Source organism: Thioclava litoralis, from assembly GCF_045278885.1.
GTDB classification, from domain to species: Bacteria; Pseudomonadota; Alphaproteobacteria; order Rhodobacterales; family Rhodobacteraceae; genus Thioclava; species Thioclava litoralis.
Genome location: NZ_CP135445.1, coordinates 51,993 through 77,243, shown reverse-complemented (window position 1 = coordinate 77,243; position 25,251 = coordinate 51,993). Strand labels below are relative to the sequence as shown.

The 25,251-nt window shown below is 62.4% G+C and carries 22 protein-coding genes and 1 tRNA gene; 8 read left to right on the top strand and 15 right to left on the bottom strand.

Annotated elements, in window-relative coordinates; translation table 11 throughout:
- Positions 1-210 precede the first annotated feature (210 nt).
- From RPE78_RS16170 to RPE78_RS16160, 3 genes are all read left to right on the top strand, one after another.
- On the top strand, positions 211-3,648 hold the full coding sequence (locus tag RPE78_RS16170; RefSeq protein WP_330629502.1) for an ATP-binding protein: 3,438 nt from the start codon (positions 211-213) through the stop codon (positions 3,646-3,648).
- The gene (locus RPE78_RS16165; RefSeq protein WP_406721718.1) at positions 3,590-4,552 is read left to right on the top strand and encodes a response regulator; all 963 of its coding nucleotides are present in this window, start codon (positions 3,590-3,592) and stop codon (positions 4,550-4,552) included. Before RPE78_RS16170 ends, RPE78_RS16165 begins: the two co-directional genes overlap by 59 nt.
- Before the next feature lie 118 nt (positions 4,553-4,670).
- Positions 4,671-5,702 (top strand): formamidase, encoded by a 1,032-nt coding sequence (locus tag RPE78_RS16160; protein ID WP_330629500.1) that lies wholly within the window; start codon positions 4,671-4,673, stop codon positions 5,700-5,702.
- A 49-nt stretch (positions 5,703-5,751) separates the two neighbouring features.
- Here RPE78_RS16160 and RPE78_RS16155 read toward each other — a convergent pair whose 3' ends face one another.
- Positions 5,752-6,048 (bottom strand): hypothetical protein, encoded by a 297-nt coding sequence (locus RPE78_RS16155; protein ID WP_330629499.1) that lies wholly within the window; start codon positions 6,046-6,048, stop codon positions 5,752-5,754.
- A 32-nt stretch (positions 6,049-6,080) separates the two neighbouring features.
- Between RPE78_RS16155 and RPE78_RS16150 the strand changes: the two genes are divergently transcribed.
- Entirely contained in the window at positions 6,081-6,560 is a 480-nt protein-coding gene (locus RPE78_RS16150; protein WP_406721717.1) for a TOBE domain-containing protein, read from the top strand.
- A 123-nt stretch (positions 6,561-6,683) separates the two neighbouring features.
- On the opposite strand, the gene RPE78_RS16145 is transcribed toward RPE78_RS16150, so the two are convergent.
- From RPE78_RS16145 to RPE78_RS16130, 4 genes are all read right to left on the bottom strand, one after another.
- Positions 6,684-6,917 (bottom strand): hypothetical protein, encoded by a 234-nt coding sequence (locus RPE78_RS16145; RefSeq protein ID WP_406721715.1) that lies wholly within the window; start codon positions 6,915-6,917, stop codon positions 6,684-6,686.
- A 161-nt stretch (positions 6,918-7,078) separates the two neighbouring features.
- Positions 7,079-7,399 carry a hypothetical protein gene (locus RPE78_RS16140; protein ID WP_330629497.1) on the bottom strand — a complete coding sequence of 107 codons (321 nt, stop codon included), beginning with the start codon at positions 7,397-7,399 and terminating at the stop codon, positions 7,079-7,081.
- Between the two features lie 225 nt (positions 7,400-7,624).
- Complete coding sequence (locus RPE78_RS16135; protein WP_406721714.1) at positions 7,625-9,445, bottom strand: tyrosine-type recombinase/integrase; 1,821 nt, start codon at positions 9,443-9,445, stop codon at positions 7,625-7,627.
- 321 nt (positions 9,446-9,766) lie between these two features.
- Positions 9,767-9,841, bottom strand: a tRNA-Gln gene (locus RPE78_RS16130).
- A gap of 105 nt (positions 9,842-9,946) precedes the next feature.
- Between RPE78_RS16130 and RPE78_RS16125 the strand changes: the two genes are divergently transcribed.
- On the top strand, positions 9,947-11,134 hold the full coding sequence (locus RPE78_RS16125) for an NAD(P)/FAD-dependent oxidoreductase (RefSeq protein ID WP_330629495.1): 1,188 nt from the start codon (positions 9,947-9,949) through the stop codon (positions 11,132-11,134).
- 84 nt (positions 11,135-11,218) lie between these two features.
- Here RPE78_RS16125 and RPE78_RS16120 read toward each other — a convergent pair whose 3' ends face one another.
- On the bottom strand, positions 11,219-11,581 hold the full coding sequence (locus RPE78_RS16120) for a cupin domain-containing protein (protein WP_330629494.1): 363 nt from the start codon (positions 11,579-11,581) through the stop codon (positions 11,219-11,221).
- 256 nt (positions 11,582-11,837) lie between these two features.
- On the opposite strand from RPE78_RS16120, the gene RPE78_RS16115 reads away from it, so the two are divergent.
- Positions 11,838-12,452, top strand: a complete 615-nt coding sequence (locus RPE78_RS16115; protein WP_330629493.1) for a trimeric intracellular cation channel family protein — start codon at positions 11,838-11,840, stop codon at positions 12,450-12,452.
- An 18-nt stretch (positions 12,453-12,470) separates the two neighbouring features.
- Here RPE78_RS16115 and RPE78_RS16110 read toward each other — a convergent pair whose 3' ends face one another.
- From RPE78_RS16110 to RPE78_RS16095, 4 genes are all read right to left on the bottom strand, one after another.
- Positions 12,471-13,511 carry a DUF475 domain-containing protein gene (locus RPE78_RS16110; RefSeq protein ID WP_330629641.1) on the bottom strand — a complete coding sequence of 347 codons (1,041 nt, stop codon included), beginning with the start codon at positions 13,509-13,511 and terminating at the stop codon, positions 12,471-12,473.
- On the bottom strand, positions 13,498-14,460 hold the full coding sequence (locus RPE78_RS16105) for a 2-hydroxyacid dehydrogenase (protein WP_330629492.1): 963 nt from the start codon (positions 14,458-14,460) through the stop codon (positions 13,498-13,500). The genes RPE78_RS16110 and RPE78_RS16105 overlap by 14 nt, the downstream gene beginning before the upstream one ends.
- Positions 14,461-14,658: 198 nt before the next feature.
- Positions 14,659-15,894: an AGE family epimerase/isomerase gene (locus RPE78_RS16100; protein WP_330629491.1), complete on the bottom strand. Its 1,236-nt coding sequence runs from the start codon at positions 15,892-15,894 to the stop codon at positions 14,659-14,661.
- Position 15,895: 1 nt separating this feature from the next.
- Positions 15,896-17,095, bottom strand: coding sequence for a replication initiation protein (locus RPE78_RS16095; RefSeq protein ID WP_330629490.1), 1,200 nt, complete (start codon positions 17,093-17,095; stop codon positions 15,896-15,898).
- A 577-nt stretch (positions 17,096-17,672) separates the two neighbouring features.
- On the opposite strand from RPE78_RS16095, the gene RPE78_RS16090 reads away from it, so the two are divergent.
- Together RPE78_RS16090 and RPE78_RS16085 are read left to right on the top strand one after the other, a co-directional pair.
- On the top strand, positions 17,673-19,088 hold the full coding sequence (locus RPE78_RS16090) for an AAA family ATPase (protein ID WP_330629489.1): 1,416 nt from the start codon (positions 17,673-17,675) through the stop codon (positions 19,086-19,088).
- A gap of 2 nt (positions 19,089-19,090) precedes the next feature.
- Positions 19,091-20,191 (top strand): ParB/RepB/Spo0J family partition protein, encoded by a 1,101-nt coding sequence (locus RPE78_RS16085; protein ID WP_330629488.1) that lies wholly within the window; start codon positions 19,091-19,093, stop codon positions 20,189-20,191.
- Positions 20,192-20,383: 192 nt separating this feature from the next.
- Here the strand turns inward: RPE78_RS16085 and RPE78_RS16080 are convergent, their stop codons facing one another.
- From RPE78_RS16080 to RPE78_RS16060, 5 genes are read right to left on the bottom strand one after another with little or no spacing between them, the layout of a single operon-like run.
- A complete protein-coding gene (locus RPE78_RS16080) occupies positions 20,384-21,136 on the bottom strand; it encodes an ABC transporter ATP-binding protein (protein WP_330629487.1) in 753 nt (250 codons plus the stop codon).
- Positions 21,133-21,936, bottom strand: coding sequence for an ABC transporter ATP-binding protein (locus RPE78_RS16075; RefSeq protein WP_330629486.1), 804 nt, complete (start codon positions 21,934-21,936; stop codon positions 21,133-21,135). Before RPE78_RS16075 ends, RPE78_RS16080 begins: the two co-directional genes overlap by 4 nt.
- Positions 21,936-22,733: an ABC transporter permease gene (locus RPE78_RS16070; protein ID WP_330629485.1), complete on the bottom strand. Its 798-nt coding sequence runs from the start codon at positions 22,731-22,733 to the stop codon at positions 21,936-21,938. The genes RPE78_RS16075 and RPE78_RS16070 overlap by 1 nt, the downstream gene beginning before the upstream one ends.
- Positions 22,730-23,680, bottom strand: coding sequence for an ABC transporter permease (locus tag RPE78_RS16065; protein ID WP_330629484.1), 951 nt, complete (start codon positions 23,678-23,680; stop codon positions 22,730-22,732). The genes RPE78_RS16070 and RPE78_RS16065 overlap by 4 nt, the downstream gene beginning before the upstream one ends.
- Before the next feature lie 31 nt (positions 23,681-23,711).
- Positions 23,712-25,205, bottom strand: coding sequence for an ABC transporter substrate-binding protein (locus tag RPE78_RS16060; RefSeq protein ID WP_330629483.1), 1,494 nt, complete (start codon positions 25,203-25,205; stop codon positions 23,712-23,714).
- Positions 25,206-25,251 lie beyond the last annotated feature (46 nt).

Sequence of the window (25,251 nt, the reverse complement as noted above, 5' to 3'; positions counted from 1 at the left end):
GAAGTTGGTTGGGCTGGATTTTTCGTTGCAATGGCGCCCCTTAGGTTTGGATCACCCCAGTTTGGACGCCTCATCCCGACCCTGCGCCTGATTGACCGATATCGACATACGTAGATTGACGTATTCATCTGCGCCTTTTGTCCGGTCATGGTGTAGGAAGGCCGCAACCCCGTCACAGAACGGGGCGCCACAACAGGGAGATCAGGCGCGATGCCCATACCGCAGGAGGCAACCGGCGAACGCCGGCGCTATAACCGCTGGGTGGCGAATGAAACCATCGAGGATTTCGCGCTGCGCTTTACCGCGCGCCGCGCGCGGCGCTGGAGCATGGCTCGGGTCGTCAATACAGCACTCGGCTCGATCTCGTTTCTGGCGCTCGAGGCGATAGGGGCAACGCTGGCAGTCAGCTGGGGCTTCGAGACGACCGCGCTGGCCATTCTGGTGGGCGGGATCATTATGATGCTCACAGCCCTTCCCGTCTCCTATTATGCGGCACGCTACGGGGTCGATATCGACCTTCTGACGCGGGGCGCCGGGTTTGGCTATTTCGGCTCGACGCTCACCTCGCTGATCTATGCCTGTTTCACCTTCATCTTCTTCGCGCTCGAAGCCGCCATTCTGGCGATGGCGCTGGAACTGATCTTCGGACTGCCGCTGCGTTTAGGCTATCTGATCTCGGCGGTGGCGGTGATCCCACTCGTGGCATACGGGTTCTCGAAAATATCGTCGTTTCAGGCGATTACCCAACCATTCTGGATCATCCTCAATCTGCTTCCCTTCGGCCTATTGGCGTTCACAGGCTATGATTTCCACATATGGGAGGGGTTTTCCGGCACGCTTCAGACCGGCCCCGACGGCAGCCGCACCCCCGACCTCCTGGCCTTCGGGGCGGCCTCCGGCGTGGTGTTGTCGCTGATCGCGCAGATCGGTGAACAGGTCGACTTCCTGCGCTTCCTTCCCGAGCCCAAAAGCCCGAAAGACCGCCGCAGATGGTGGTGCGCGGTGGTCGCGGGCGGTCCGGGATGGGTGGTGCTGGGCGCGGCCAAGATGCTGGCAGGCGCATGGCTTGCCATCTATGTTCTGCGCGAGAATATCGCACTGGTGCATCTGGCCGATCCGACCGAGCTTTATCATGCAGCCTTTGCCGCGGTTCTCCCATGGCCCGCCCTCGCCCTGATGACGACAGGAATTTTCGTGGCGCTATCGCAGATGAAAATCAATGTGACCAATGCCTATGCAGGCTCTATAGCATGGTCGAATTTCTTCTCGCGGATCACCCATGCCCATCCGGGCCGTCTGGTCTGGCTGATCTTCAATGTCTCGATCGCGCTCTTGCTGATGGAGCTGGGCGTGTTCGGCGCCCTCGCGGCCACGCTGACATTCTATGCGCATGTGGCGGTGGCATGGATTGGCGCGCTTTTTGCCGATCTGACAATCAATAAACCCCTTGGCCTCTCGCCCAAAGGGATCGAATTCCGCCGCGCCTATCTGCATGACATCAACCCCGTGGGAACTGGCGCCATGCTGGGGGCCGCCTGCCTATCCCTTCTGGCCCATAACGGGATATTCGGGCCGGACCTGGCCGCTCTGTCGACATTTCTGGCCTTTTTCCTGGCCATTGCACTTGCGCCCGCGATCGCTCTGGCCACGCGCGGACGCTATTATCTGGCGCGTCCGCCAGAGGCCGATATTCCGCATCTCCGCCCCCATAAACATGGCGAAGAAGGCGCATTGGTCGAATGTGCGGTCTGCCAATACCGGTTTGACGCGCAAGATATGGCACATTGTCCTGCCTATCATGCACCGATCTGCTCGCTCTGCTGTTCGCTCAATGCCTCTTGTGGCGATGCCTGCAAGCCCGATGCCACGCTAAAGGCGTTCTGGGCACGGACATTACTCGATCATCTGCCGCAATCGGTGAGGGCAGTGCTGCATCAGCGGCTCACACGGTTTTTGCTGCTGACCGGTCTGATTTCCGGTGCCATTGGCGGGGTATTATGGGTCATCCGTGCCCGCTCGGGAGGCGAGCTGCTCGACCCTATTCTGGGGCTTATTCTCGCCGTGGCGATTATTCTGACAGGGATCGTCGTCTGGCTATTTATCCTCAGCGCCGAGGCCCGCAAGGCCGCCATCGCCGAGAGCGAAACCCAGACCGAGAAGCTACGCCGCGAGATCCGTGCCCATGAGCGCACCGATCAGGCGCTCCAGCAGGCCAAGGAAAAGGCCGAGGCCGCCAATCTGGCAAAGACCCGCTATATGGGCGGGATGAGCCATGAATTACGCACACCCCTCAATGCGATCTATGGCTACGCCCAGATCCTCGAGGCCGACCCCCGCCTGCCCGCGGGCCGCCTGGACGCCGTGCGCGCCATCCGTCGCTCGAGCGAACATCTGGCAGGGCTGATCGAGGGGCTTCTGGATATTTCCAAGATCGAGGCCGGACGGCTTGAACTTAACCGCACCCGTGTGCATTTCCCCGAGCTTTTGCACCAGATCACCGAGATCTTCGATGAAACCGCCCGCGAGGAGGGGATCGCTTTCGAGGTGGTCTACGAGACTCCGCTGCCCAACTGGATCGTGGTCGATGAAAAGCGCCTGCGTCAGGTGCTGATAAACCTCTTGTCGAACGCCTTCCGCTATACCGAAGCCGGCACAGTGACGCTGCGGCTGCACTGGCGCAACCACGTGGCCCGCATCGATGTCATCGACACCGGCGCAGGGATCGCGCCCGAAGACCTGACCCGCATCTGGGCCCCCTTCGAGCGCGGGCGCGGCGTGCGTCGGTCGGGCTCGGGTCTGGGACTGACAATCACCCAGCTCCTGACCGACCTGATGGGTGGCGAGATCTCGGTGAAAAGCACGCTGGGCCAAGGCAGCACCTTCCAGCTGCGCCTCTATCTGCCCACAGCCTCGCGCACCGCAGGCCATATCCGCACAGCCCCCGCCCCGCAGACCACGCTCCATCCTCCACGGCGGGCGGACCCCGATATGCTCAATACCGCCTCCTATAGGGGGCGCAGGCGGCGGATCATGGTGGTTGATGACGAGGCCGATCACCTCGATCTGATGCAGACCTATCTGGGCGCGCAGCATTTCGACATCCTGCCCGCGCGCTCGGCCGAAGAGGCGCAGAGCGCCCTGTCCGATGGCCAGATCCCGCCCGATCTTTTCCTCTTGGATATCGACCTGCCCGGCCAGAGCGGCTGGGACCTGTTGCGTTGGCTGCGGAGCAATGGTCACCATAGCACCCCTGCAATCATGCTCTCGGGTCATGCACTGGAAGCACGCTCGGATTCCTCCGAACGGCTTTTGCATGACGCTTTCATTGCCAAGCCCTGCATTCTGGCTGATCTACGCGACCGGATCGACGATCTTCTCAAGCTGCGCCGAAGCGCAACCGAAGCCGATCCGCAGGCCCCCGCGGACATGCTTGCACTTGCGCCCGAGATGATCATACGCCTGCGCGATCTCGCCCTGATGGGGCGCCTCAAACCGCTGCGCGACCTCATGGGGACGCTCGCCCTCCCCCCAGCCCTCAACCGCGCCCTGCGTTCTGCGCTGGCCGATGCCGATTTCGAAAGGTTTACAGATGAGCTTGATGCCGCCTTCCCGCGCCGTAACGAAACATCCCGAGACCGCCATGCGTGATCCGTCGGAAGAGGCACCGGTGGTGATGGTGGTCGATGATGACCCCGCCTCGCTGATGATGGTCTCCGAGGCGCTGGAGGCGGCGGGCATCGTGGCCGTGGTGGCGCGTGACGGAGCGGCGGCGCTACGGCTGATCGACCGCGTGCGCCCAGACGGTATCTTGCTCGATGCCTTGATGCCCGGTCTGGACGGGTTCGAAACCTGTAAGGCCCTGAAGGCCGCCCCGAACCGGATCGAGGCGCCGGTGATCTTCATGACAGGGCTCACCGAGCCCGAACATATCCTGAAAGGACTGAAGGCGGGCGGGGTCGATTACATCACCAAACCGCTCAATCTCGACGAGGTTCTGGCACGGCTCTCCATTCATCTGACCAATGCCAAGATGCTCAGGGGGGCGCGCTCGGCCCTCGATATGACAGGGCGCGCAGTGGCAGCCTTCCATCGCAATGGACAGCTGTCATGGTCCTCGCCCAAGGCCACCGAGCTTCTGGCCGAGAATTTCGACGCGCTGTTCGACACAGATGGCACCGCCACCGGCGAGCTGCGGCGCTGGCTCGACGAACTGGAAGATACGCCGCTGTCGCAATCGCGCCGATTAACGGTAGACCAGTTGGAGCTGGCCTATCTGGGCGCAGGCCCGGCGCAAGAAATCCAGCTGACGCTGTTTGACCGGTCCGGCCCCTCGCGCGAAGATCTGCTGTCCAGCCGCTTTGGCCTGACCACCCGCGAGGGCGAGGTTCTGTTCTGGCTGAGCCTTGGCAAAACCAACACCGAAATCGGCAATATCCTGGGGCTCAGCAGCCGCACAGTAAACAAGCATCTTGAACAGGTCTTTCAGAAAATGGGGGTCGAGAACCGGACCTCGGCCGCCGTGCTGGCGGACCGCGCGATGAACGGAAACTGAGGTGCCTACGTTATTTGACGTAGCCTGTTAAGCGGTTCGGCCCATAGGAGAACAGGTCCACACCCGACAGACTGGGACCATGCCGAAAGGGCAATCAGTCAAACAGAGGAGTGAGAACATGGGCAGCACGGGTAGCGTCAGCGCATGGGAAGAGGCGCTTTTGGTCGCCATGATCCAATATCCGGTGCCGGTCATCAAAGGGCCGGAGGATATCCAGACACAGGTCGACCAGATCTGCGGGGCCGTCGCCTCGACCAAGGCGGGCTATCCCGACCTCGACCTGATCGTCTTCCCCGAATATTCGACCCAAGGTCTGAACACGGCCATCTGGACCTATGACGAGATGCTGCTCACACTCGACAGTCCCGAGATCGGGCGGTTCAAGCAGACCTGTATCGACAATGATGTCTGGGCCGTATTCTCGCTGATGGAGAAAAACGAGGACCCCTCGAAGCCCCCCTATAACTCGGCCATCATCGTCAATAATGAAGGCGAGATCGCGCTGCATTACCGCAAGCTGCAGCCTTGGGTGCCGATCGAGCCGTGGTCGCCGGGTAATAAGGGCATGCCGGTCTGCGACGGTCCGAAAGGCTCCAAGCTGGCCGTTTGTATCTGCCATGATGGCATGTTCCCTGAACTGGCGCGTGAGGCCGCCTATAAGGGTGCGAACTGCTATATCCGCATCTCGGGCTATTCCACGCAGGTCAATGACCAGTGGATCTGGACCAACCGCACCAATGCCTGGCAGAACCTCATGTATACGATGTCGGTCAACCTCGCGGGCTATGATGGCGTCTTCTACTATTTCGGCGAAGGCACGGTGTGCAACTATGATGGCAATGTTATCCAGCAAGGTCACCGCAACCCGTGGGAAATCGTCACCGCCGAGCTGTTCCCGCGTCTTGTCGACAAGGCCCGCGAGAACTGGGCACTGGAAAACAATATCTTCAACCTCGGCTGCCGTGCCTATGTCGGCAAACCGGGCGGCGAGAAAGAGAACTATCTCACTTGGGTCGAAGACCTTGCCAAGGGCGAATACAAGCTTCCGTGGGATGACAAGGTGAAGGTGCGCAACGGGTGGAAATACTATCCCGATGGCGTGAAACTCGGCCCGATCCCGAAATCAGCTAAAGCCGAAGCCGCGGAATAACCCCTGCACAATATCGAGAAACGGGGCCGGCGATCCGGCCCCGTTTTGTTCAGACGACCGCTTCGGCCACGGGTTGCGGATCGCGTAGCGGATGGCGATGATGGTGGTCGTGCCCTGCCCCATCGAACGGGGCAGCATGATGGCGCGCGAACACCACCGGCTCGCCATGCCGGGTGGCCAGATAGGACCTGCGCCAGTGCTCCGATGCCTTGGAAATCACACCATGTGAAACGCCATGCGCCCCGAGCAACTCTTCCAGAGCGGCCGCCCATTGCCGGAAATAGGCGCCCTCGACGCTTTCTTGCGGGGCTTCCGGCCAGTGACATCCAACAGTCCTGGCGGCCATGGTCGCAAAGCTGCGCTCCGAACTCTATCCCTATGTTGGTGGCCGGCTCGCGCCCTTCGACGCGTGGCTTCTTTTGCGCGGGCTTCGACGCGGCTTACACCCATGGGGCCGTCGATCTGGCGCAAGGTGGACAAGTGCAAATCGGTGCGGGCCTGAACCTGACACTAGGCTCAGCTCTCAAATTGGGGATACGCCCCGAACATGTCATGCTCGATCCGAGCGGACTACCCGCCCGGGTGGATCTCGTCGAACCGACGGGCGACGGGATCATCCTGCATCTATCGCTGGGCAGCGAGCGGTTCAAAGCGCTAACACAGGACCGCACCTATCTGGCACCGGGCGAGCAACTAGGTGTCAGGTTCGCGGCGGAGCATCTGGGCCCTGCGGACGGAACCCCATCGCAGGGGCCGCTATACTGGGCAGGGCGCGGCCCAGAAGCGGGCTTCGGCGGATTTCGTCATGGCCAGTCAGGGAAAGTATCTTGCGCATCACGAGCGGCTCCTCATCTGTGATTTATGAGGCATCAAAGGCGCGGATCGTCCCTGTGTGACCGCTTGGGCGAAAAATACACGCCGCTGCTGGTTGCCCTCGCAAGACCACGACGCGACAGGCTCTCCCGGAGATACGCTGGGTGCTCATTCCCAGACCGGCAACCAAGGCCAAGAATTCTCGATCCACGGGAAGAGCAGGAACAGTGTATCGATCATGATGATGTAGCCGAAGAATTTCGACATATCCTCGTATTCCGACGAGGTCGTCTCGCTGCGCTCGGTCCGGACAAGCTCCTTCCACAACCCGTGGTTTTCATAGGTCCGCCGGATCCGGACCCGCGTGTAGCGCTCATGCGCGTCGGGACTCTCGCTGTGCAAGCACTTCGGATATGGATGCTTGAGAGGGAGCACAGCATCCACGCTTGGGCTGCGCTGTAAGATGCAGGTCGGCCCATACCTTCTCTTCCTTTTACGTGTCGCAACTGCATAGTTGCGGCGCGTAACATAGCGCGCCAACCGCCCGGCATCGCGATGCTCGGTCAGGTACGGGCGGGGCATGTCACCACCTTCCGGAATTCGGCATGGATCTCGCGCAGCGCCGCCTCGATACGGGCCGCGCTTTCCGGGTCCGCCCGCGCCTGATCGCGCAGGGCGGTCAGCGCATCGGTGGCGCGGATCAACGCCACGAAAGCCGCTTCCTGCTGGGCCAGCGCCGGACGCGTCAGCGCATGGCGGATAAACTCCGTGCGTTTCTCAAAACCGAGCCGTGCCATCGTCTCTGCCGCGATCACGCTGTCTTCCGCCGACAGATTGGCATCCCATTTCTCGCGGCTCCGGAAGGTAAGTTTCTTGGGTGCCACAGGCTTTCTCCTTGTCTTCGTCATCAAGGAACAGTCTACCCCAAGCCCCCGAAATCACGCAGAGCGCAGCGCCTCCCCGATGCCGGAACATGTGGAAAACCAAGCCTTTCTCTATTACCGAGCTTTTATTCCAACCCCTTTCCGAGCTTGACACGCCGCGTTTTGCTGCAGCTTCTAGGTTCTCTCCCACGCGAGACCCGTCCGAGCGTGAATTATATAGAAACCCTAGAACAGACGGGGCAGCCGTTCGATCGCGGCAGAAAGCGGCCCAAGCGGTTTTTCCGCCCGCCGATAGGTCGCATGGTTGGTGTCGTTCAGCTGATGCCCAAGAAGGTCCTTCCGGTCGATCTCCGGCACGACCTGCGTGCTGCCATCGGCCTGACGCAGATTGATCAGATGGTCATTCACATAATGCCGGAACCCATGCGCCGACAATCCGCGCGGGTTGCCATCGAGACTATGCTCGAAGCTCATCCGCAACATATGATCGAGCACATCGCCGAATTTCTTGTCATAGGCCGTCCTCACCTCGCCGCGCTTGTGGGCCAGATGTCGCATCGCCTCCGGCACCGCTTCGGGAAACAGCGCCACATCTCCGCGCTTACGGGCTTTCGCGACAAACTCCGGAAAGCCCAGTTCCACGAGATGCGAGTGCAGAGGCACCCGCCGCTTGCTCGCGCGGTTCTTGAGCCCGCGCAGATGGTTGGGCCGGAGCGAGACAAAATGAATGCCTTCTTCCACGCCCAGATCATCAACCAACAACCCCGCAATCTCGCTGCGTCGCGCGCCCGTGTAGACCAGAAGAAGATTGATCCAGTAATGATGATCCTTGACCACAATCTGCCCGGGCGAATGCCGCCGCCCACGCGATTTGCAGCCCTGCCAGAGCGAATGCCGGAACAGGGTCTGCACATCCGCCAATGTCGGAACCTCGCGTTTTTCGTCATCACTGCGCGTATCTTCCGGAATGAGGCCGCGCAGGTTCGGGTCCAGCTGCGTCACATTCCCCTCCGCGCGGCCATGATGCACGAGGGCTGCGACCGTGTTCATATGGCGCTCGATCGTGCTGGGCGACAGACCGCAAGCTTGCCCAAGATGCTCCGCCCGCTGCAAAAGCTCGACGCTGGTCAGGTCCTGCTCCTCCGGTTTGCGCCAGTAGATCTTCGGCATCCTGCCCGCGAGTGTCTTCGAATAGTGATCCAGATGATGCTGGCGGATCTCGCTCATCCGCTGCACGCCGGTCAGGAACATGAAAACCGTCACCGATTTCAGCTTCTGGTCCCGCGTATCCTGATTTGCATTCGACCGCCTGACCATGCGCACCGCTGTCCCCGCGATATCATCCCCACGCGCGGCCTCGATGACCGACGACCCCGCATGCCCGTCAAACTCCGCATCTTCCGGCTGGACGCGGGCCGCCTCCATCTGCGCCGAGAGGCTGCGCCCCGTCATCCGCCCTTCGATCAGTTCGACGCCTTCGGTCACTACGGGTGCCGCGGGGGGCTTGTTGGGCATAGACGCAGGCGCGATCCGCGGAGCCACCTCTCCCACCGCCTCCTGCATCAAGCCGCGCAAAAGCGAGATCGCCTCATTGCGCGCGGCCTCCGCCCGATGAAGCGGCAGCTCTTCAACAGCCTCGCTCGCCGCGGCCCGCGCCCCCACCGCCGCCCACCGGAGTTGTAACATATCCGCCGCCGGCAGGTCCTCGGGCGCCTGCGCACGCAACCGCGCCTGCTGATTGAAGGCGGGCGAGAGAAACTCCCGATAAAGATCCGACTGGATCTCGACCGCCAGCCCGCGATCCTCCTCCGCCAAGCCTGCAAGCCGCTCGGGCGCCATCTCCTGACGCAATCCGTCCTCGACCATTCCGCGCAGCACAAGACTCTCGATCCGGTTGCGCCGCGCTTTCTCGGTGGTCATGGAGCCATCCATCCGCTCGATCATCCGGCTCTGCCGCAACTCGCTCACACAACGGCGCAGCTCGGCCTTAAAAAAGGCCGCCACCTCCGTTTCGGGCAAAGTCATATGCAGGTTTTGGTCGAGCATCCGGTCCATATACGCCGTTAATCTGACGCATAATTTAGAAGCTAATGCCCGATCTGTCGTCCCCAGCGAGACCATCACCGGTGCGGAATATGTGGAAAACCCCGGCACGCGGCGCCGGAAATAGAATCGCGCCTGACGCGCGCATAGGTAGGAAATGCCCTGCATGACGATCCCTCCACGGATCTGTCACCACTTCCGACCAAAGCACCGCATTCTCCGCGCTTGTGTAAGCGCAGGTGTAAAAGACTGTGTAACCTTTAGACCTTCACGCCGCAACGCGAAACATCAAGGCTTTGATATATCATCATTTTTGGAAGGAGTTGGCTGGGGCGGTAGGATTCGAACCTACGGTGCGCGGTACCAAAAACCGGTGCCTTACCACTTGGCTACGCCCCAACTCTCTGTCAGTGAGGGGGCTTTTAGCCAAGCCGCTCGGAGGGTGCAAGAGGAAAAATCAGAAAAGATTTGTCGCCGCCCAAACTTTCGTGCAGGGAAGATCGCATGATGAGATTTGACGCAATAATCATTGGCGCTGGCGCCGCAGGCCTGATGGCCGCAATCGAAACCGGACGTAGCGGAAGGTCGGTCTGCCTGATCGATCATACCGCAAGACCGGGGGAAAAAATCCGAATCTCCGGCGGTGGCCGGTGCAATTTCACGAATCGCGAGCTCGACCATCTGACCGCGCGCGACCGTTTCCTGTCACAAAACCCGCGCTTTGCCCTCTCGGCACTCTCGCGCTACAGCCCGCAGGACTTCATCACTCGCCTCGACCGCGCGGGCATCGCTTGGCACGAGAAACACAAAGGCCAGCTCTTCTGTGACGGCAAGGCCTCGCAGATCGTCGACATGCTCACCCGCGACCTGCGCGAGGCCGGTGGCACGCTCAGCCTCGACACCACCGTCGAGACCATCACCCGCGAGGGCACCGACTTCCACGTCACCACCTCGCAAGGCCTCATGACAGCCCCCAAGCTCGTCATCGCCACGGGCGGCAAATCCATCCCCAAAATGGGCGCCACCGGCATCGGCTACAAGATCGCCGTGCAATTCGGCCTCTCGCTCACCGAAACCCGCCCTGCCCTCGTACCGCTCACCTTCGCGGAACAGGAGCTGGTGAAAACCAAACCGCTGGCCGGCACCGCGATCCCCGTCACCATCCAGCACAATAAGACCCGCTTCGACGAGGATCTGCTCTTCACCCATCGCGGCCTCTCGGGCCCCGCCATCCTGCAGATCTCGAGCTACTGGCGCGACGGAGACCCGCTCACCCTCGACCTCCTGCCGGGCCAGAACATCGCCCGACTGCTCGCGGATCAACGTCAGGAGAAAGGGCGCATGGCGCTGCATAACGCGCTGGCCCGATGGCTCCCCGAGAAGATCGCGGCGCTGGCGGTGGCCGAGTCGGGCATGCAAGGCCGTCTGGCCGACCAAAATAACGCCAAACTCGAACACCTCGCCACCTATGTCCATCAATGGCAGATCAAACCGGTGGGCTCCGAGGGCTACCGCACGGCGGAAGTCACGCTTGGCGGGGTCTCCACCAAAGACCTCGACGCCAAAACCATGGAAGCCAAATCCCAACCCGGCCTCTTCTTTGTCGGGGAAGTGGTCGATGTCACCGGCTGGCTGGGCGGTTACAACTTCCAGTGGGCCTGGGCCTCGGGCTTTGCCGCGGGCAAGGCCTAGACCGGCTTCCACGCGAACGGGGGACGGGCCGCAGGCTGCGGTCTCCCGTCCGCCAGACCGCAGCCTGCCGGCCCCGCCCGACCATCAGGCCTGCTTGTAATCATACATGTAGATCTTGCGGATCGGCTCCAGAACCTCCCAGCGGCCACGCCACCCCAAGGGCATCATCAGCGCATCGCCCGGACCATATTCGGTATGGCGACCATCGGGCTGGACCACCCTCAGGCGGCCCTGCAGAAAATGGCAGAATTCCGACCCGCCCTCCATCTCCAGCTCGAACTGGCCCGCAGTGCACGCCCAAAGGCCCAGCTCCACCCGTCCGTCCGCACTGCTCCAAAGCGTTTTGGCGGCCTCGCTCATCCCCTCGGTCAGCGCCCCTTCCAGCGGGCTGAACGCGCCCAGATCCGTGGTCAGCGCATCGGGAAAGCTTTGAAAATCGATCATCATAAGTGTCCTGAAACCGGAAAAGATACCGCAGTGTCGATGAGGCCGCCGGACGACGCAAGCGCGATTCCACTCCGCCCGCGCGGCACGCAACCTGCGAAGGCAGACCGCGACGCGCCCCCGAAATACGCCACAGACCAGACGCACGAAATTTTGCCCATAAAGTAACCGCAAAAGAGCAACAAATAGGCTATTTAAAAACACCCGATTCCGGATTACATGCCAGCCCGAAGTGCCCGCCACCCTATCGGAGCCCGTTATGACACCGCTCGCCTCTTCCGCCCTGTTCTGGCTGGATATTGCCGGTATTGCCGTTTTTGCCGCCTCGGGCGCACTTGCTGCGGCAAAAGCCAAGCAAACGCTTGTAACCTTTGCCTTTTTCGCGTCCATCACGGGAATCGGCGGCGGCACATTGCGCGATCTTCTGATCAACGCACCGGTCTTCTGGGTGCATAATTCATGGGTGCTGACCACCTGTCTGGTGGTCAGTTTCGCGGTCTGGAAGACGCCCAAACGGTTCTGGAACGAACGCGCGATCGACTGGTTCGATGCGGTCGGGCTGGCGGCCTATTCGGTCTATGGCGCGGCAAAGGCGCTTGCCTTCGGGGTCTCTCCGCTGACAGCGGCGGTTATGGGGGTGATCACCGCCTGTGCGGGCGGCATTTTCCGCGATGTGCTGGCGGCCCAGCCCTCCATCATCATCCGCCCCGAAATCTATGTCACCGCCGCCGCCGCCGCCTCGGCGGGGTTTGTGGTGCTGACATTGGCCGGTTGCCCCTTCGCCATCGCGGGGCCGCTGGCCGCCGTCTTCGGCTTTATCCTGCGCGCACTGGCCATTGCCCGTGGATTGTCGCTGCCCTCCTATCGCGGCTAAGCGCCCCCCTCGGGGGGCTCAGGCCCGCACCCGCCGGTTATAGCGCACCGAAGACAGCAGCGCCAAACCGATAAACCCTGCCCCCAGCAGCCCCGTCACCAGCTCGGGGATCGGCATCAGGGTCTGCACGAACATGATCACCGACAGCACGAGAATCGACCAGAACGCCCCGTGTTCAAGATAGCGGAACTCGGTCAGAGTGCCCTGCTCTACCAGCATCAGGGTCATCGCGCGCACATACATCGCCCCGATCCCCAGCCCGATCGCGATCAGGAACAGGTTCTGGGTCAGCGCGAAGGCCCCGATCACCCCGTCAAAACTGAAGCTGGCATCCAGCACCTCGAGATAGAGAAACGCCCCCAAACCGCCCTTGGCCACCATGCCCGCCGCCTCGCGCCGGTCCAGATAGGCCCCCAGCAGCTCGACACAGAGGAAGGTCGCAAGGCCAAACACCGCCGCAAACAGGAACTCATCCTGCGAGGCTTCGGGCAACGCGGTGGAAAAGCCCATCATCACCAGCAGGACCAGCACGATTTCCGTGCCCTTCACCGCCCCGAACCGGCGCAACCCGCGCTCGATTCCGGTGATCCAGTCAACATCCTTCTCGGCATCGACAAAATAGCTCAGCGCCACCATCATCAGGAACGCGCCGCCAAAAGCGGCAATCTGCAGATGCGCCCCGTGGATGATCGCCGCATAGCGCGCAGGCTCCGTGGCGGCCAGATGCACCGCCTCAAGCGGGCCGATCCCCGCCGCCACCACGACGATCAGCAGCGGAAACACCACCCGCATCCCGAAGACCGCAATCACGATCCCCCAAGTCAGAAACCGCCTGCGCCATTTTTCGGACATCTGTTCCAGCTTGTTGGCATTGACGATCGCATTGTCGAAAGACAGCGAAATCTCCAGCACGGCCAGAATCGCCCCGATCAGCAGGAACCCGAACGCCCCCGACAGCGTAGCGCTATAATGCAGCCCCAAGCCGAAGGCCCCTGCCAGCGCCAGCACCGTTATCGCGAAGGGCCAGTAAAAATATTTCAGCACATCAAGTCTCCACATATCGGCCCAGATCGACCGGACTGACCAGTTCTGCGCCAGAGAAATGCGCATTCAGATTATCGACCACAAGCCCCGCCATCGCATCGCGTGTTTCTTCGGTGCCCGAGGCATGGTGCGGATAGAGCGTCACATTGGGCAACGCTACCAGATCGGGGTTAGGATCTGGTTCATTCTCGTAGACATCAAGCCCCGCATGGCCCAACCGCCCGTCGCGCAATGCCGCAACCAGCGCCGCCTCATCCACCACCGACCCGCGCGCCACATTGATCAGCAGCCCCTCCGGCCCCAGCGCCTCGATCACCGCATCGTCGACCAGATGCCGCGTGCCCGCACCACCGGCGACAATCACCACCAGCACATCGGCCTGTGCGGCCAGATCGGTCAGCACGGGCACATAGGTATAGGGCACCGCCTTCTTGCGCCGGTTCCAGTAGCGCAGGTCCATCTTCATCGCCTGCGCCCGCTCCGCAATCGCCAGACCGATCGTGCCAAGCCCGACAAGCCCCAGCACCTTGCCTTTCAGGCTGCGCCCCAGCGGCATCGGACCCTGACGCGCCCAGATCCCCTCGCGCACCCAAGCCTCGCCCGCCACCAGACCACGCGTGGCCCCGAGCATCAGCATGATCGCGCAATCGGCCACATCATCGCAAAGCGCAGGGCTGGAATTGGTCAGCGCAATCCCGCGCCGTGCCAAGCCCTCCAGATCGAACCCGTCAAACCCCGCCGAAGAACAGGCCACAATCCGCAGATCCGGCAGCGCCGCCAGAATATCGGGCGTCACCTTGCAATGCCCGTCGGTCACCAAGGCCGCACAGCCCGCGCCCTCGCGCGCCAGAAACGCCGCGCGATCCGTGGCCAGATCGGCACGCAGCACCCGATATCCCGCCTCAAGCCGTGCCATTGCCTGCGGACGCAAAGGCCGCAGTACCATCACCCTTGTATCGTTCATGCGTGTCTTCCCCTTCCATTGCTGCGGCCCGAGGCCTGCGCCGCCCGGCCCAAGGCGGCTTGCACATCATGATAGGGCGCAAAGCCCCTGCCGGCACCCCTCCTTGGGGACCCCCCACCGCAACAATGCCCCAAAACGGCGACCAAAGCCCCAGAGGTTAAAGATAACACATTGAATATACTTAGCAATCCAAGAGACCTAGCCCTTCAGGCGGGCCTCTAGCCCGTCCTGCAACCGCGAGACCCCCTTGGCCAAGGGGAGCAGATCGGCCTGTAGCGCATGATAGATATCGGGCTTGCCCTTGAACTGCCCCTCCACGGGCCGATCATCCGCCCCAAGTTCCGGATACCAACCGCCACGCGCCTGATCCACCAGATGCGCCGCCGCAAAGGCCCATAGCCTGCGATACCACTCCTCGCCCGCAAAGGTACCCGTTTTCAGGAGCGCCGATATCGCCCCGATCCCTTCACATACCGGCCACCAATAGCGGGCGTTACGGTCCACCTGACCGTCGAAATCCAGCGTATAGACAAAACCGCCCCTGCGCCCCCATGCCAGCCGGAGCGCCTCTTCCACCAGACACCGCGCCGCCTCGGGCAAATCCTCATCGACCCGCCCGCGCAGATCCCAATATTGCAAGACCAGCCGCGCCCATTCCACCGAATGCCCGGGCGTCGTGCCTGCAGGCCGGAACACCGGATCGCCCTCATAGCCGCGATCCACCTCCCAACGCTCGGAATAATGCTCTGGAATCCGCCAGTTATACCGGGGAGCAATGCGGCGGATAAACACATCGATCAGCCGCCCCGCCCGCACCAGAAACAGCGCCTCGCCCGTGGCCTCATAGGCCGCCAGATGCGCCTCGGTGGCATGCATATTGGCATTCATACCGCGATATTTGTCCAGATGCGCCCAGTCTTCCGACCAGTCCTCGACAAACAGCCCCGCGCCCTCATCCCAGAAACGCTGCTCCAGAACCTCGGCCACATCGGCCAGAAGCCGGTCCGCCTCGGGATGCCCTGCCCGCTTGGCCGAGGCCGCCGCCAGCAGCACGAACATATGGCCATAGGCCTTCTTCGTGCCATCCGCCACGCCCGAGCGCACCGCATGGAAAAACCCGCCGCGCTTGGCGTCACGGTGCGCGCGCCACACAAACCCCATACCGGCATCCACCATATCGGCGCCTTCGGCAAAGCCCAGCGACAGGCCCAGACTATAGGAATGGATCAGCCGCGTGGTGGTGTGCAGCTCTTGCGGGCCGGGGATCGGCTGCCCCGCATGGTCCAGCACCGCAAACCGCCCGCGCCCCTTCAACGAGGCCAGAAAAAACCGCAGCTGCCGCTCGGCATCCTCGCGTAACCACGCGTGATGATGCGGGTTTTCAAGCCACGTATCGTCAACCTCCAGCATCTCGCGCGGGGCAACAGGGTCCATCTCACACCTCGAATGCATCGGGCGACAATTCCCGCCAGAAGGCCGCAATAGCCGCCGCATTCAGCGCCGACATCCAGCCGTGACGCTCGAAATCATCGCGCTCGCTGCCTTCAAGACGCGACAAAAACAGCCGCTTATCGGCATCGCGCTGGGTGGGCGTGCGGCTTGCGGCCAGATCGCGGATCACCGTCAACTGCTTCACCCGCTCGGCCAGCGCCGGATCGGGGGCGGGGTTTCGCGGCGAAACCTTATCCGAGCGTTCGGGCCGGTAATCATCCTTCAACGCGGCACTCAGATAGCCGATGGCATTCTTCACAGCCCCCTGCCCCGCCACGTAATCCACCTTCTGGCGCACATAGTCCTCGCCATGTTCGGTGATCCATTGCCGCGCCAGCCGGTCCGACACGCCCAAAGCCAACAGACGCGCATAAACCGGACTTTTGCGCAGCCCCTCCCCGTCATCCAGATCAAGGATCGCCAGCTGCGGGTTCTCCCCGATGCGGAAACGGATCTCGGTCACCGACCGGCCCATCTTCTTGAATTCCGGCGTCACCATGATATTGGAGGACTTGTTCACCTCGGCTACGGCAGGCTTGATGATCTTGGCGTTCAGATGTTTGAACACCTCGTAATAATCGCTATCGGCCACGCCCATCAGCCGCCGGAACAGATCAAGGCTCCACCAACCGGTCGATCCCGTGCGCACGAAACGATAGCAATTCTCGTAAAGCGCCAAGGCATGGCCAGAGGTGAACCGGCGCTGGATATTCAGGTTGATCAGCGCGAAGACCTTGGGATCATTCAGTTTTTCGGCCAAGGCAGGCGAATAGGCATATTCGCAGACACCGCCTTTGAGCTTGGCATAGGACAGAAGCGAGCTGATGCCCCATTCCTGCTTGCCCTCGCTATCGAGCATATCCCACTCGGCCACCGTCTCGGCCAGCCCACGCAACGACTGCTTCAGCGTGTCCATGTCGTTGGAATTATAGCCGATCATCAGGCACAGGGTACGCGCGTCAATGCGGTGCACCTGCTGGCTGATCAGCGTGTCATAGGCGTTGAGCAGCAATACATTGGACAGTTTGCGCTGCAAGAGCGTCAGCTTGCCCGACACGTGGATCGCCGCCACATGTTTCTTGACTGCGCCGCGGCGCAAGGACCCACTCAAATGGTCCTTAGGGATATCATCCAGCTCGTTCATCCTGCCCGGCCTTTTTTATGCCTTGTGAAAGCGGGCAGAGATTCGCCCGCAAGCTTTGCGATCTAGCCGATTATTTGCCGAAAAGGTACCCCATGACAACAGATTTCCTGGCACCTCTTTCGTCTCCCGTAAACGGGCACCCAAGGCGAAACCCGACGGTTTGAGGTACCCGCTTACAGGAGAAATCCGGCCCGAAGGCCCGCTCCCGTGAATCGGTACCTTTCAAAATCGGGCAGTTATCCACAGCCAGAGTCCCGATTTGCAACCGGAATCTGCCAAAACCGCGCACATCCCCGAGAATCGGACCCTTTCCCACCGGAATCGGGTACCCTGCCCCCCGTATCCGGTATCCGTTCCTCCCGTAGATAGGTGCCAGACATCATCTAACAGTATGTTTTTATTTCAGAATAGCCGCCGTAAAGATTCTAAATATTACAATAAAGATTCAAAACACCCGTTCGTATGTTCTCTAAATTCTCGATTTCAGGAATATTCCGGCCAAGATGATTCCCATTGCGCGCTGCATGTGCGATAGTTGCCGTGATATCGCGAGAAACAGCGAACATGCTGAGGTTTCATGGCAAGCAAATCTGGAAATGGCAGCCGTACCGATCTGCCCCCGTATTTCAATATAGACCCCGAAGAAGCCGCCGAGAAGCTCTCGGCGAGCATCGACACCGCCCGTTTCGCCCGTGCCGCGGCCTTCGCCTCGCGCGGGCGCGATGATCTGGCGCGGCGCGGCTATGCCCCCGATGGCAAAAAGCGCCTGCGGAAGTTTTCGATCTGGGAAATCTGTAAATATCTTATTCCTGTCGCGCCCGCCCATCTGCGCCGCGTGCTGAAGGCCAATCCCGAACTGCCGCAGGGTGACGGGGACAGCGGTTCCAAATGGTTCACGCTGGAAGATATCCTGATCCTGCGCGAGCATTTCGCGGAAGAAGGCGCGCAGAACCGGCAGTATAAACCGTGGCGACCGGAAGGTTTGCCGGCGAAGGTCGTGGCGGTTGCCAATTTCAAGGGCGGCGTCGGCAAAACCACGACTGCCGCGCATCTGGCGATGTCCGCCGCGCTGGACGGCTATAAGGTGCTGGTCATCGACCTTGATAGCCAGGGCTCGATGACTTCGGTGATGGGCGGTCAGGTGGCCGATGAATGGCAGACCGCCTTCCCGCTGCTGGCCCGAGACTATGCCACTGCACTACAAGCCGAAAATCGTATCCGTGAAGCCGGTGGCCAACCGACCTACGCCTTGGACGAAACCCTGAAAGAGGCGCTGGAGGTTTCGCCGCGAAACCTTATCCAGAAGACGCATTGGCCCAATATCGATCTGATCGGGGCGCAGCTCAATCTGTATTGGGCCGAATTTCAGGTGCCCGTCTGGCGGATGCAGCTGCGGAGCTGGCCGCTGTGGGATGCCCTGTCAAATGCCCTGAGCGACGGCGGCATTCTGGATGACTACGATCTGGTCTTTCTCGATACGCCTCCCGCACTTGGGTACCTTACGATCAATGCGCTTGCGGCGGCGGATATTCTGCTGGTGCCGCTTGGGGCGTCTTTCCTTGAATTCGACTCGACGGGCCGGTTTTTCGATATGATCTATTCGACCTTTGCCTCTATCGAGGATGGTGAAAACCGTCAGCGGCGGGCGGATGGTTTGCCGGAGATCGGCTTCGAATGGGATGCTGTGCGGGCGATTGTGACCCGTTTCGATGCGGCGCAGCAGACCGATCTGGCCAATGTGGTGCAGGCCTATTTCGGGGATTTCATGACGACTTACCGTCAGGAAGTGACGGCTATGGTCGGGCAGGCGGGCGAGCAGGTTTCGGGGATCTACGAGATCGATTACCGCGACTTCAACCGCGATACCTATATTCGCGGACGGGAAACATTCGACCGCACCTGGGCCGAGGTGAAGGAGGTGATCCTTGGCACCTGGTGGCGTGATATGAAGCTGAATGAGGCCGAACTGGCGGGCCAGAGTGAGGAGGGCTGAGCATGGCTAAACGGAGAAAACTGATCGCGCCGAGTGCTGATGATCTGAGCCGTCTGGAAGACGAGTTTCGCCGCGAAACCTCCTCGCGGGCCTTTACGGCGGCCCCGATCGCGCAGGTCGCGGCGGAGACGGCCAGTTCCTATGACCCGCGTCCGGCAGAGGATCGTGAACGGGCCGCGCGCGACCGTAACGATGCGGAAAGCTTCCGCCAGAAGACCGAAGCCGGACTGGTGATGCTGGAGATTCCGCTGGCCGAGATTGATGCGGATGCGCTGGTGCGCGACCGTGTCGTGCTGGATGCGGAAGACATGCAGGAATTGCAGATGTCGATTGCCGCCAACGGGTTGCGCCTGCCGGTCGAGGTCTATCCGCTGGCCGAGGACGGGCGTGGTTTCCGCTATGGGCTGTTGTCGGGGTATCGCCGTTTGCGCGCTGTGCAGGCGTTGCAGGAGCTGACCGACAAGCCGCAATACGCAACGATCCGTGCCGTCTTGCGCGACCCCGAGGCGATGGGCGGCACCTTTGCCGCGATGATCGAGGAAAACGAGATCCGCGCCAATCTCAGCCATTTCGAACGGGGCCGGATTGCGGTGATTGCCAGCCAGCAGGGCGCGTTTATCAATGTGGAGGCGGCGGTGGATGCGCTGTTTCCGATGGCATCGAAAGGCAAGCGGTCGAAAATCCGGTCTTTCGCGCTGATCTTCGAAGAGCTGGGCGATATGCTGCGCTTCCCCGAGATGATGAAGGAGCGTGACGGGCTGAAACTGGCCGCGGCATTGCGCGGCGGGGCGGAGGCGCGGCTGCGCGATCTGCTGGCGCAGAGAGAGCCGGAGAGCGCCGCGGACGAGGCGGAGATGGTGCAGGAGGCGCTGGCCCAGCTTGAGCCGGTCGAGGCCGACCCTGCACGCGGAGGCCGCCCGAAAAAGCCTGCGCCACGGGCCGAGAAGGCGCGGGAGGTGCGCAAGCTGACAAGCGGGGTCACGCTGCGCTCTGTGCCGGAGCAATCGGGCTGGTCGATCCGGATCGAGGGCGGGCCAGTGGATGGGGAAATGGTCGATGCGCTGCTGGCGAAGCTGGCCTACTGGCTGGAAAGCCCGCAATAGATCCGTCCTGTAAACGGGTGCTTCAGGGGGCTGCCGGAGGGGCGGCCCTTTTGCTTTCTGGCTCCTGCATATGGGCACCTATGGTGTGGGGCTGGCCATTTGGCACCCGTTTACGGTGCTCCTGTAAACGGGTGCTTGTGAGGGCTTTGGGGTGCCGAACCGGCCCGAAAACGGCTCCGATCCGGAACAGGATCAGGGCGTTAGGGGCAGTTCTGCGGCCATGAGCCGTTGCGTATAGGGATGGGTCGGGGCCTCCAGCACCTGTGCGGTCGGGCCGGTTTCCACGATGCGCCCCGCCTGCATCACCGCCACGCGGTCGCAGAGCGCCTCCACCACAGCAAGGTTATGGGTGACCAGCAGGATGGCAAGGCCGTGGCTGTCGCGCAGGTGGCGCAGCAGGTCGAGGATCTGGGCCTGCACGGCCAGATCGAGGGCCGAGGTGGGTTCGTCCGCGACCAGCAGTTTCGGGCGCAGGATCAGGGCGCGGGCAATGGCGATGCGCTGCCGCTGGCCACCGGAAAACTGGTGGGGGTATTTCTCGGCATCTTCGGGGGCCAGCCCGACCTCGGTCAGGGCCTGCGCGATGCGGGCATTGCGTTCGGCGCGGGGCAGGGGGCGCAGATGCAGCGGTTCGGCCACGCTGGTGCCGATCTTGCGGCGCGGATCGAGCGAGCTATAGGGGTCCTGGAAGACCATCTGCATATCGGCGCGCGCGGCCCTGAGGGCCTTGGGCGGCAGGGCGAAGAGATTGCGGCCCGCCAGATGCACCTCGCCCGAGCTGGGGGAATCGAGCGCCATGACGATCCGCGCCAGCGTCGATTTGCCCGAGCCGGACGCCCCCACCAGCCCGAGGATCTCGCCCTGCGCAAGCTGCAGGTCCACCGCGCTGAGCGCGGGCGTCTCGCCGTAATGGCGGGTCAGGCGATGCAGGCGCAGCAGGGTCATGAGGCGGGGCTTTGCGGGGCCGCGGTGCGGCGGGGCTGGCGGGGGGGCTGGCGGCGGGGCAGGGCGGCGATCAGGCGTTTTGTATAGTCTTGTGCGGGGGCGTGCAGCACCTGCGCGGTGGGGCCGGTTTCGACATGGGTGCCGCGATACATCACCATCACGCGGTCGGCTATGCAGTTGATAACGCCCAGATCATGCGAGATGAAGAGCATGGTCAGGCCGAATTCGCGGCGCAGGCTGTCCAGCAGGTCGAGGATATCGGCCTGCACGGTGGTGTCCAGCGCGGTGGTCGGTTCGTCCGCGATCAGCAGGTCCGGCTGGCGGGCAAGGGCGATGGCGATGCAGACGCGCTGGCGCTGCCCGCCGGACAGTTCATGCGGGTAGCTGCGGGCGCGGCTTTGCGGGATCTGCACGCGGTCGAGCAGCCCGAGCGCATGGCTGCGGGCGGCGGCGCGGGACAGGCCGCTCAGGCGCATGCCTTCGGTGATCTGCCGCCCGATGGTCATGGCGGGATTGAGCGCGCTCATCGGTTCCTGAAAGATCATGCCGATACGTGCGCCGCGATAGGCATCAAGGGCCTTGTCGGGCAGGCCCAGAAGGTCGGTGCCGTCAAACAGGATGCGCCCCGTCGCGCGGGCTTTGGCGGGCAACAGGCCGATGGTTGCCAGAGCCAGCATGGATTTTCCCGAGCCCGATTCCCCGACAATGCCAAGGGTTTCGCCTTTGGCGACCGAGAGCGAGATCCGGTGTGTGGCGCAGACATCGCCAAAGCGGATGGACAGGTTGTCGATATGGAGCATCACGCCCGCCCTTTTGCATCAAGCCGGTGGCGGATGCCGTCGCCCAGCAGGTTGAGCCCCAGCACCGCAAGCGCGATGGCAAGCCCCGGTGCCAGTACCAGATGCGGGGCCTGCGTGAGATAGGTCTGGGCGTCGGACAGCATCCGGCCCCAGCTCGGGGTCGGGGGCGGGCTGCCCATGCCCAGAAAGCTCAGCCCCGCCTCGGCCAGAATGGCCAGCCCTGTCTGGATCGAGAGTTCCGCGATGATCTGGCCCGAAATATTGGGCAGCACATGGTCGAGGGTGATACGGGCGCGCGATTTTCCGGCCATGCGCGCGGCAAGGATATAGTCCTGTGTCCAGACGCGCAGGGCCTCGGCGCGGGTGATGCGGGCAAAAACGGGGATCATGAAGAGCGCGATGGCCAGAATGGCGGTGGGGCCTCCGGGGCCGAGGACCGCGCCCAGAAGGATCGCCGACAGCACCGGCGGAAAGGCGAAGAGGATGGCGTTGGCGGCCATGACCGCGCGCGCGATGCGGCCCTCGGCCAGTGTGCCAAGGGCGGTGCCCACCAGCCCCCCCGCGAGGGTGGCAAGGCAGGCTGTGCCCAGCGAGGTCCACGCGCCCGCCATCAGGATCGAGGCGACATCGCGCCCGATCTGGTCCGTGCCCAGAAGCCCGTGTTCCAGCGGCGCTTTCAGGCGGGCGAGGAGGTTCATCGCGGTCGGGTCCTGCGGGGTCCAGAGGCGCGACAGGAGGGCGGTGGCGGCAAAGCCTGCGGTCAGCGTGCCGCCAAGGGCAAGGGAGAGGCGGCTCATGACCGGCTCCGCAGGCGCGGATCAAGCGCGAGATAGGCCAGATCGACAAGCGCGTTCGACACAAGGGTGAGGGTGGCAAAGAGCAGCACGGTATTTTGCACCACGATCAGATCCCGCTGCGCCAGTGCCTGATAGGCCAGACTGCCGATACCGGGCAGGTTGAAGACATTTTCCACCAGCACCGCGCCCGAGATGAGAAAAGGAATTTGCAGCCCCAGCATGGTCACCACCGGCACCAGCGCATTGGGCAGCACGTGCTGCCACAGGGCGCGCTGGCGCGACAGGCCCTTGGCGCGGGCGGTGCGGATGAAGTCCTGACCTGTGATATCGAGCACGGCGGTGCGGGTGACGCGGGTAAGAACGGCGGCCTGCGGCAGGGCCAGTGCGATGGCGGGCAGGATCAGGGACAGCAGCGCCGAGGGCCCCGTGTCCCATCCCTCGAAGCCACCGGACGGAAACCAGCCCGTGCCAAGCGCCAGCCCGAGGATCAGCAGCAGGCCGATCCAGAAATTCGGGATGGCGATGCCGAACTGGCTGAGGATCTGGCCCAGAATATCGACAGGGCCATTCGGGCGATCCGCCGACCAGACCCCAAGGGGCAGGGCGATGGCAAGGGCGAGGGCGGTGGCCAGCGCCGTCAGCGGCAGCGTCACCAGAAGTTTCTGGCCGATCAGCGCGGCCACTGGCGTGCCATAGGTATAGGAGCGCCCCAGATCGCCCGTCACAATGCCCCCCAGCCAGTGCAGATATTGCCAGACGAGCGGCTGGTCGAGGCCAAGCTGGCGGCGCAAGGCGGCAAGGGTATCGGGCTGAGCCGAGGTGCCCAGCATGATCTGTGCGGGGTCTCCGGGCGCCAGCGAAACCGCCAGAAAAATCACCACCGAGGCCGCCAGAACCGTCAGGGCCAGCCCCGCAAGACGTTTGAAAACCGTTTTAACCCAAGGCATTCGCATTTTCCTGAAATTACGGAAAAATCTGTTAGTCGCTGGTCCAGCGCACATCCGTCATGTCATTGGCGGGCACGGGACCATTTTCCCAGACCCCCGTCAGTCCGGCCTTCCACACCCCCAGCTTGGGGTCGGAATAGAGGAAAAGCGCGGGCAGGTCATGGGCGAGGATCTCTTGCGCCTTGTGGTAACCGGCGGCACGTGCGGCCTCGTCCCGCGCTTGCGAGATTGCGGAAAGCGCGGCGCTGAAGGCCTCGCTGTGATAGTTGAAGTAATAGGGCGAGCGCGCATAGATGCCGATATCCATCGGCTCGGCATGGCCGATAATGGTCATGTCGTAATTGCTGTCCTTGAAGACATCCTGAATCCATGTGGCAGGGAAGGTCGAGGGCTCGATCGTTGCGGTCACACCGATCTGCTGGAAAAAGGCCTGAAGAATTTCGGCAGATCGCTGGGCATAGCTGCGGGTGGGCACCTTGAAGGTGAATGCAAAACCATCGGGATAGCCTGCCTCGGCCAGAAGCTGTCGGGCGCGGGCCGGATCATAGGGATATTCGCCGGTCAGATCCTCGTAATAGGGGCTGGCGGGCGAGAAATGCGTGCCGATGGGCGTGCCATAGCCCGACTTCACCGCCTCGATCAGCATGGAGCGGTCAATCGACATCTGTAGCGCCTGACGCACGCGCAGGTCATCGAAGGGTTTGCGGGCATTGTTCATGCCGGCCACCACCTCCATCTCGCCGCTGCCGACATGGGTGGTAAAGCGGGCATCCTTGGTGAAACGGTCGAAAAGCTCGGGCGCGGCAAATTCGGAGATGATATCGACCTGTCCCGATTGCAGCGCCGCGGATTGCGCCTGCGGGTCCGCGATGAACCGTGCGGTGACATGCGACAGGGCGGGCTTGGTGCCCCAATAGCCGTCCCATGCCGACATCAGGACGCGGTCGCCCTTGCGCCATTCATCGACCTTGAACGGGCCGGTGCCCACAGGCTGCGTGGCATTGCTGGCGGCAGAGGCGGGGTCGACCATGACGGCTGCGGGAAAGCCCAGCCAGTAGAGCAGGTCTGAATCGGGGTGGGACAGATGCAGCACAAGGGTCTGCGGATCGGGGGCCTCGACCGTCTCGATGGCCGAAAACAGCGCCTTCTGCCCGTTGGTGGACTGATCCGAGAGCAGCCGGTCGAGTGTGAATTTCGCGCTGGCACTGCTGAAGGGCGCGCCGTTGTGGAACTGCACATCGGGCTGGAGCGTGAAACGGTAGGTCAGCCCGTCTTCCGAAATCTGCCAGCTTCTGGCCAGTTGCGGCTGGATCTGGCCGTTCCGGTCGATCGCGACGAGCCCCTCGAAGACGTTTTCCCATGTGACCTGTCCCGCTGCGACGGGCGAGCCAGAGGTGGGGTCAAGGCCCTGCGGCTCGACCGCCTGCACGAAGGTGACATCCGTGCCGGATCGGGCCAAGGCGGGCGAGGTCAGGCCTGCAAGGCAAAGCGAGACAGCGAGGGCGCGTTTGAGCGTTGAAAACATGGGCGTTCCTGTTCTAACCGGTCCGGCTGGTTTCTGAATGCCCTTT

Bases quoted from the DNA above. Each gene is read 5' to 3' on its own strand.
- RPE78_RS16170 (WP_330629502.1), top strand. From the start codon at position 211: ATGCCCATACCGCAGGAGGCAACCGGCGAACGCCGGCGCTATAACCGC.
- RPE78_RS16165 (WP_406721718.1), top strand. From the start codon at position 3,590: ATGAGCTTGATGCCGCCTTCCCGCGCCGTAACGAAACATCCCGAGACC.
- RPE78_RS16160 (WP_330629500.1), top strand. From the start codon at position 4,671: ATGGGCAGCACGGGTAGCGTCAGCGCATGGGAAGAGGCGCTTTTGGTC.
- RPE78_RS16155 (WP_330629499.1), bottom strand. From the start codon at position 6,048: ATGGCCGCCAGGACTGTTGGATGTCACTGGCCGGAAGCCCCGCAAGAA.
- RPE78_RS16150 (WP_406721717.1), top strand. From the start codon at position 6,081: ATGTTGGTGGCCGGCTCGCGCCCTTCGACGCGTGGCTTCTTTTGCGCG.
- RPE78_RS16135 (WP_406721714.1), bottom strand. From the start codon at position 9,445: ATGCTCGACCAAAACCTGCATATGACTTTGCCCGAAACGGAGGTGGCG.
- RPE78_RS16125 (WP_330629495.1), top strand. From the start codon at position 9,947: ATGATGAGATTTGACGCAATAATCATTGGCGCTGGCGCCGCAGGCCTG.
- RPE78_RS16120 (WP_330629494.1), bottom strand. From the start codon at position 11,581: ATGATGATCGATTTTCAAAGCTTTCCCGATGCGCTGACCACGGATCTG.
- RPE78_RS16115 (WP_330629493.1), top strand. From the start codon at position 11,838: ATGACACCGCTCGCCTCTTCCGCCCTGTTCTGGCTGGATATTGCCGGT.
- RPE78_RS16110 (WP_330629641.1), bottom strand. From the start codon at position 13,511: ATGTGGAGACTTGATGTGCTGAAATATTTTTACTGGCCCTTCGCGATA.
- RPE78_RS16105 (WP_330629492.1), bottom strand. From the start codon at position 14,460: ATGAACGATACAAGGGTGATGGTACTGCGGCCTTTGCGTCCGCAGGCA.
- RPE78_RS16100 (WP_330629491.1), bottom strand. From the start codon at position 15,894: ATGGACCCTGTTGCCCCGCGCGAGATGCTGGAGGTTGACGATACGTGG.
- RPE78_RS16095 (WP_330629490.1), bottom strand. From the start codon at position 17,095: ATGAACGAGCTGGATGATATCCCTAAGGACCATTTGAGTGGGTCCTTG.
- RPE78_RS16090 (WP_330629489.1), top strand. From the start codon at position 17,673: ATGGCAAGCAAATCTGGAAATGGCAGCCGTACCGATCTGCCCCCGTAT.
- RPE78_RS16085 (WP_330629488.1), top strand. From the start codon at position 19,091: ATGGCTAAACGGAGAAAACTGATCGCGCCGAGTGCTGATGATCTGAGC.
- RPE78_RS16080 (WP_330629487.1), bottom strand. From the start codon at position 21,136: ATGACCCTGCTGCGCCTGCATCGCCTGACCCGCCATTACGGCGAGACG.
- RPE78_RS16075 (WP_330629486.1), bottom strand. From the start codon at position 21,936: ATGCTCCATATCGACAACCTGTCCATCCGCTTTGGCGATGTCTGCGCC.
- RPE78_RS16070 (WP_330629485.1), bottom strand. From the start codon at position 22,733: ATGAGCCGCCTCTCCCTTGCCCTTGGCGGCACGCTGACCGCAGGCTTT.
- RPE78_RS16065 (WP_330629484.1), bottom strand. From the start codon at position 23,680: ATGCCTTGGGTTAAAACGGTTTTCAAACGTCTTGCGGGGCTGGCCCTG.
- RPE78_RS16060 (WP_330629483.1), bottom strand. From the start codon at position 25,205: ATGTTTTCAACGCTCAAACGCGCCCTCGCTGTCTCGCTTTGCCTTGCA.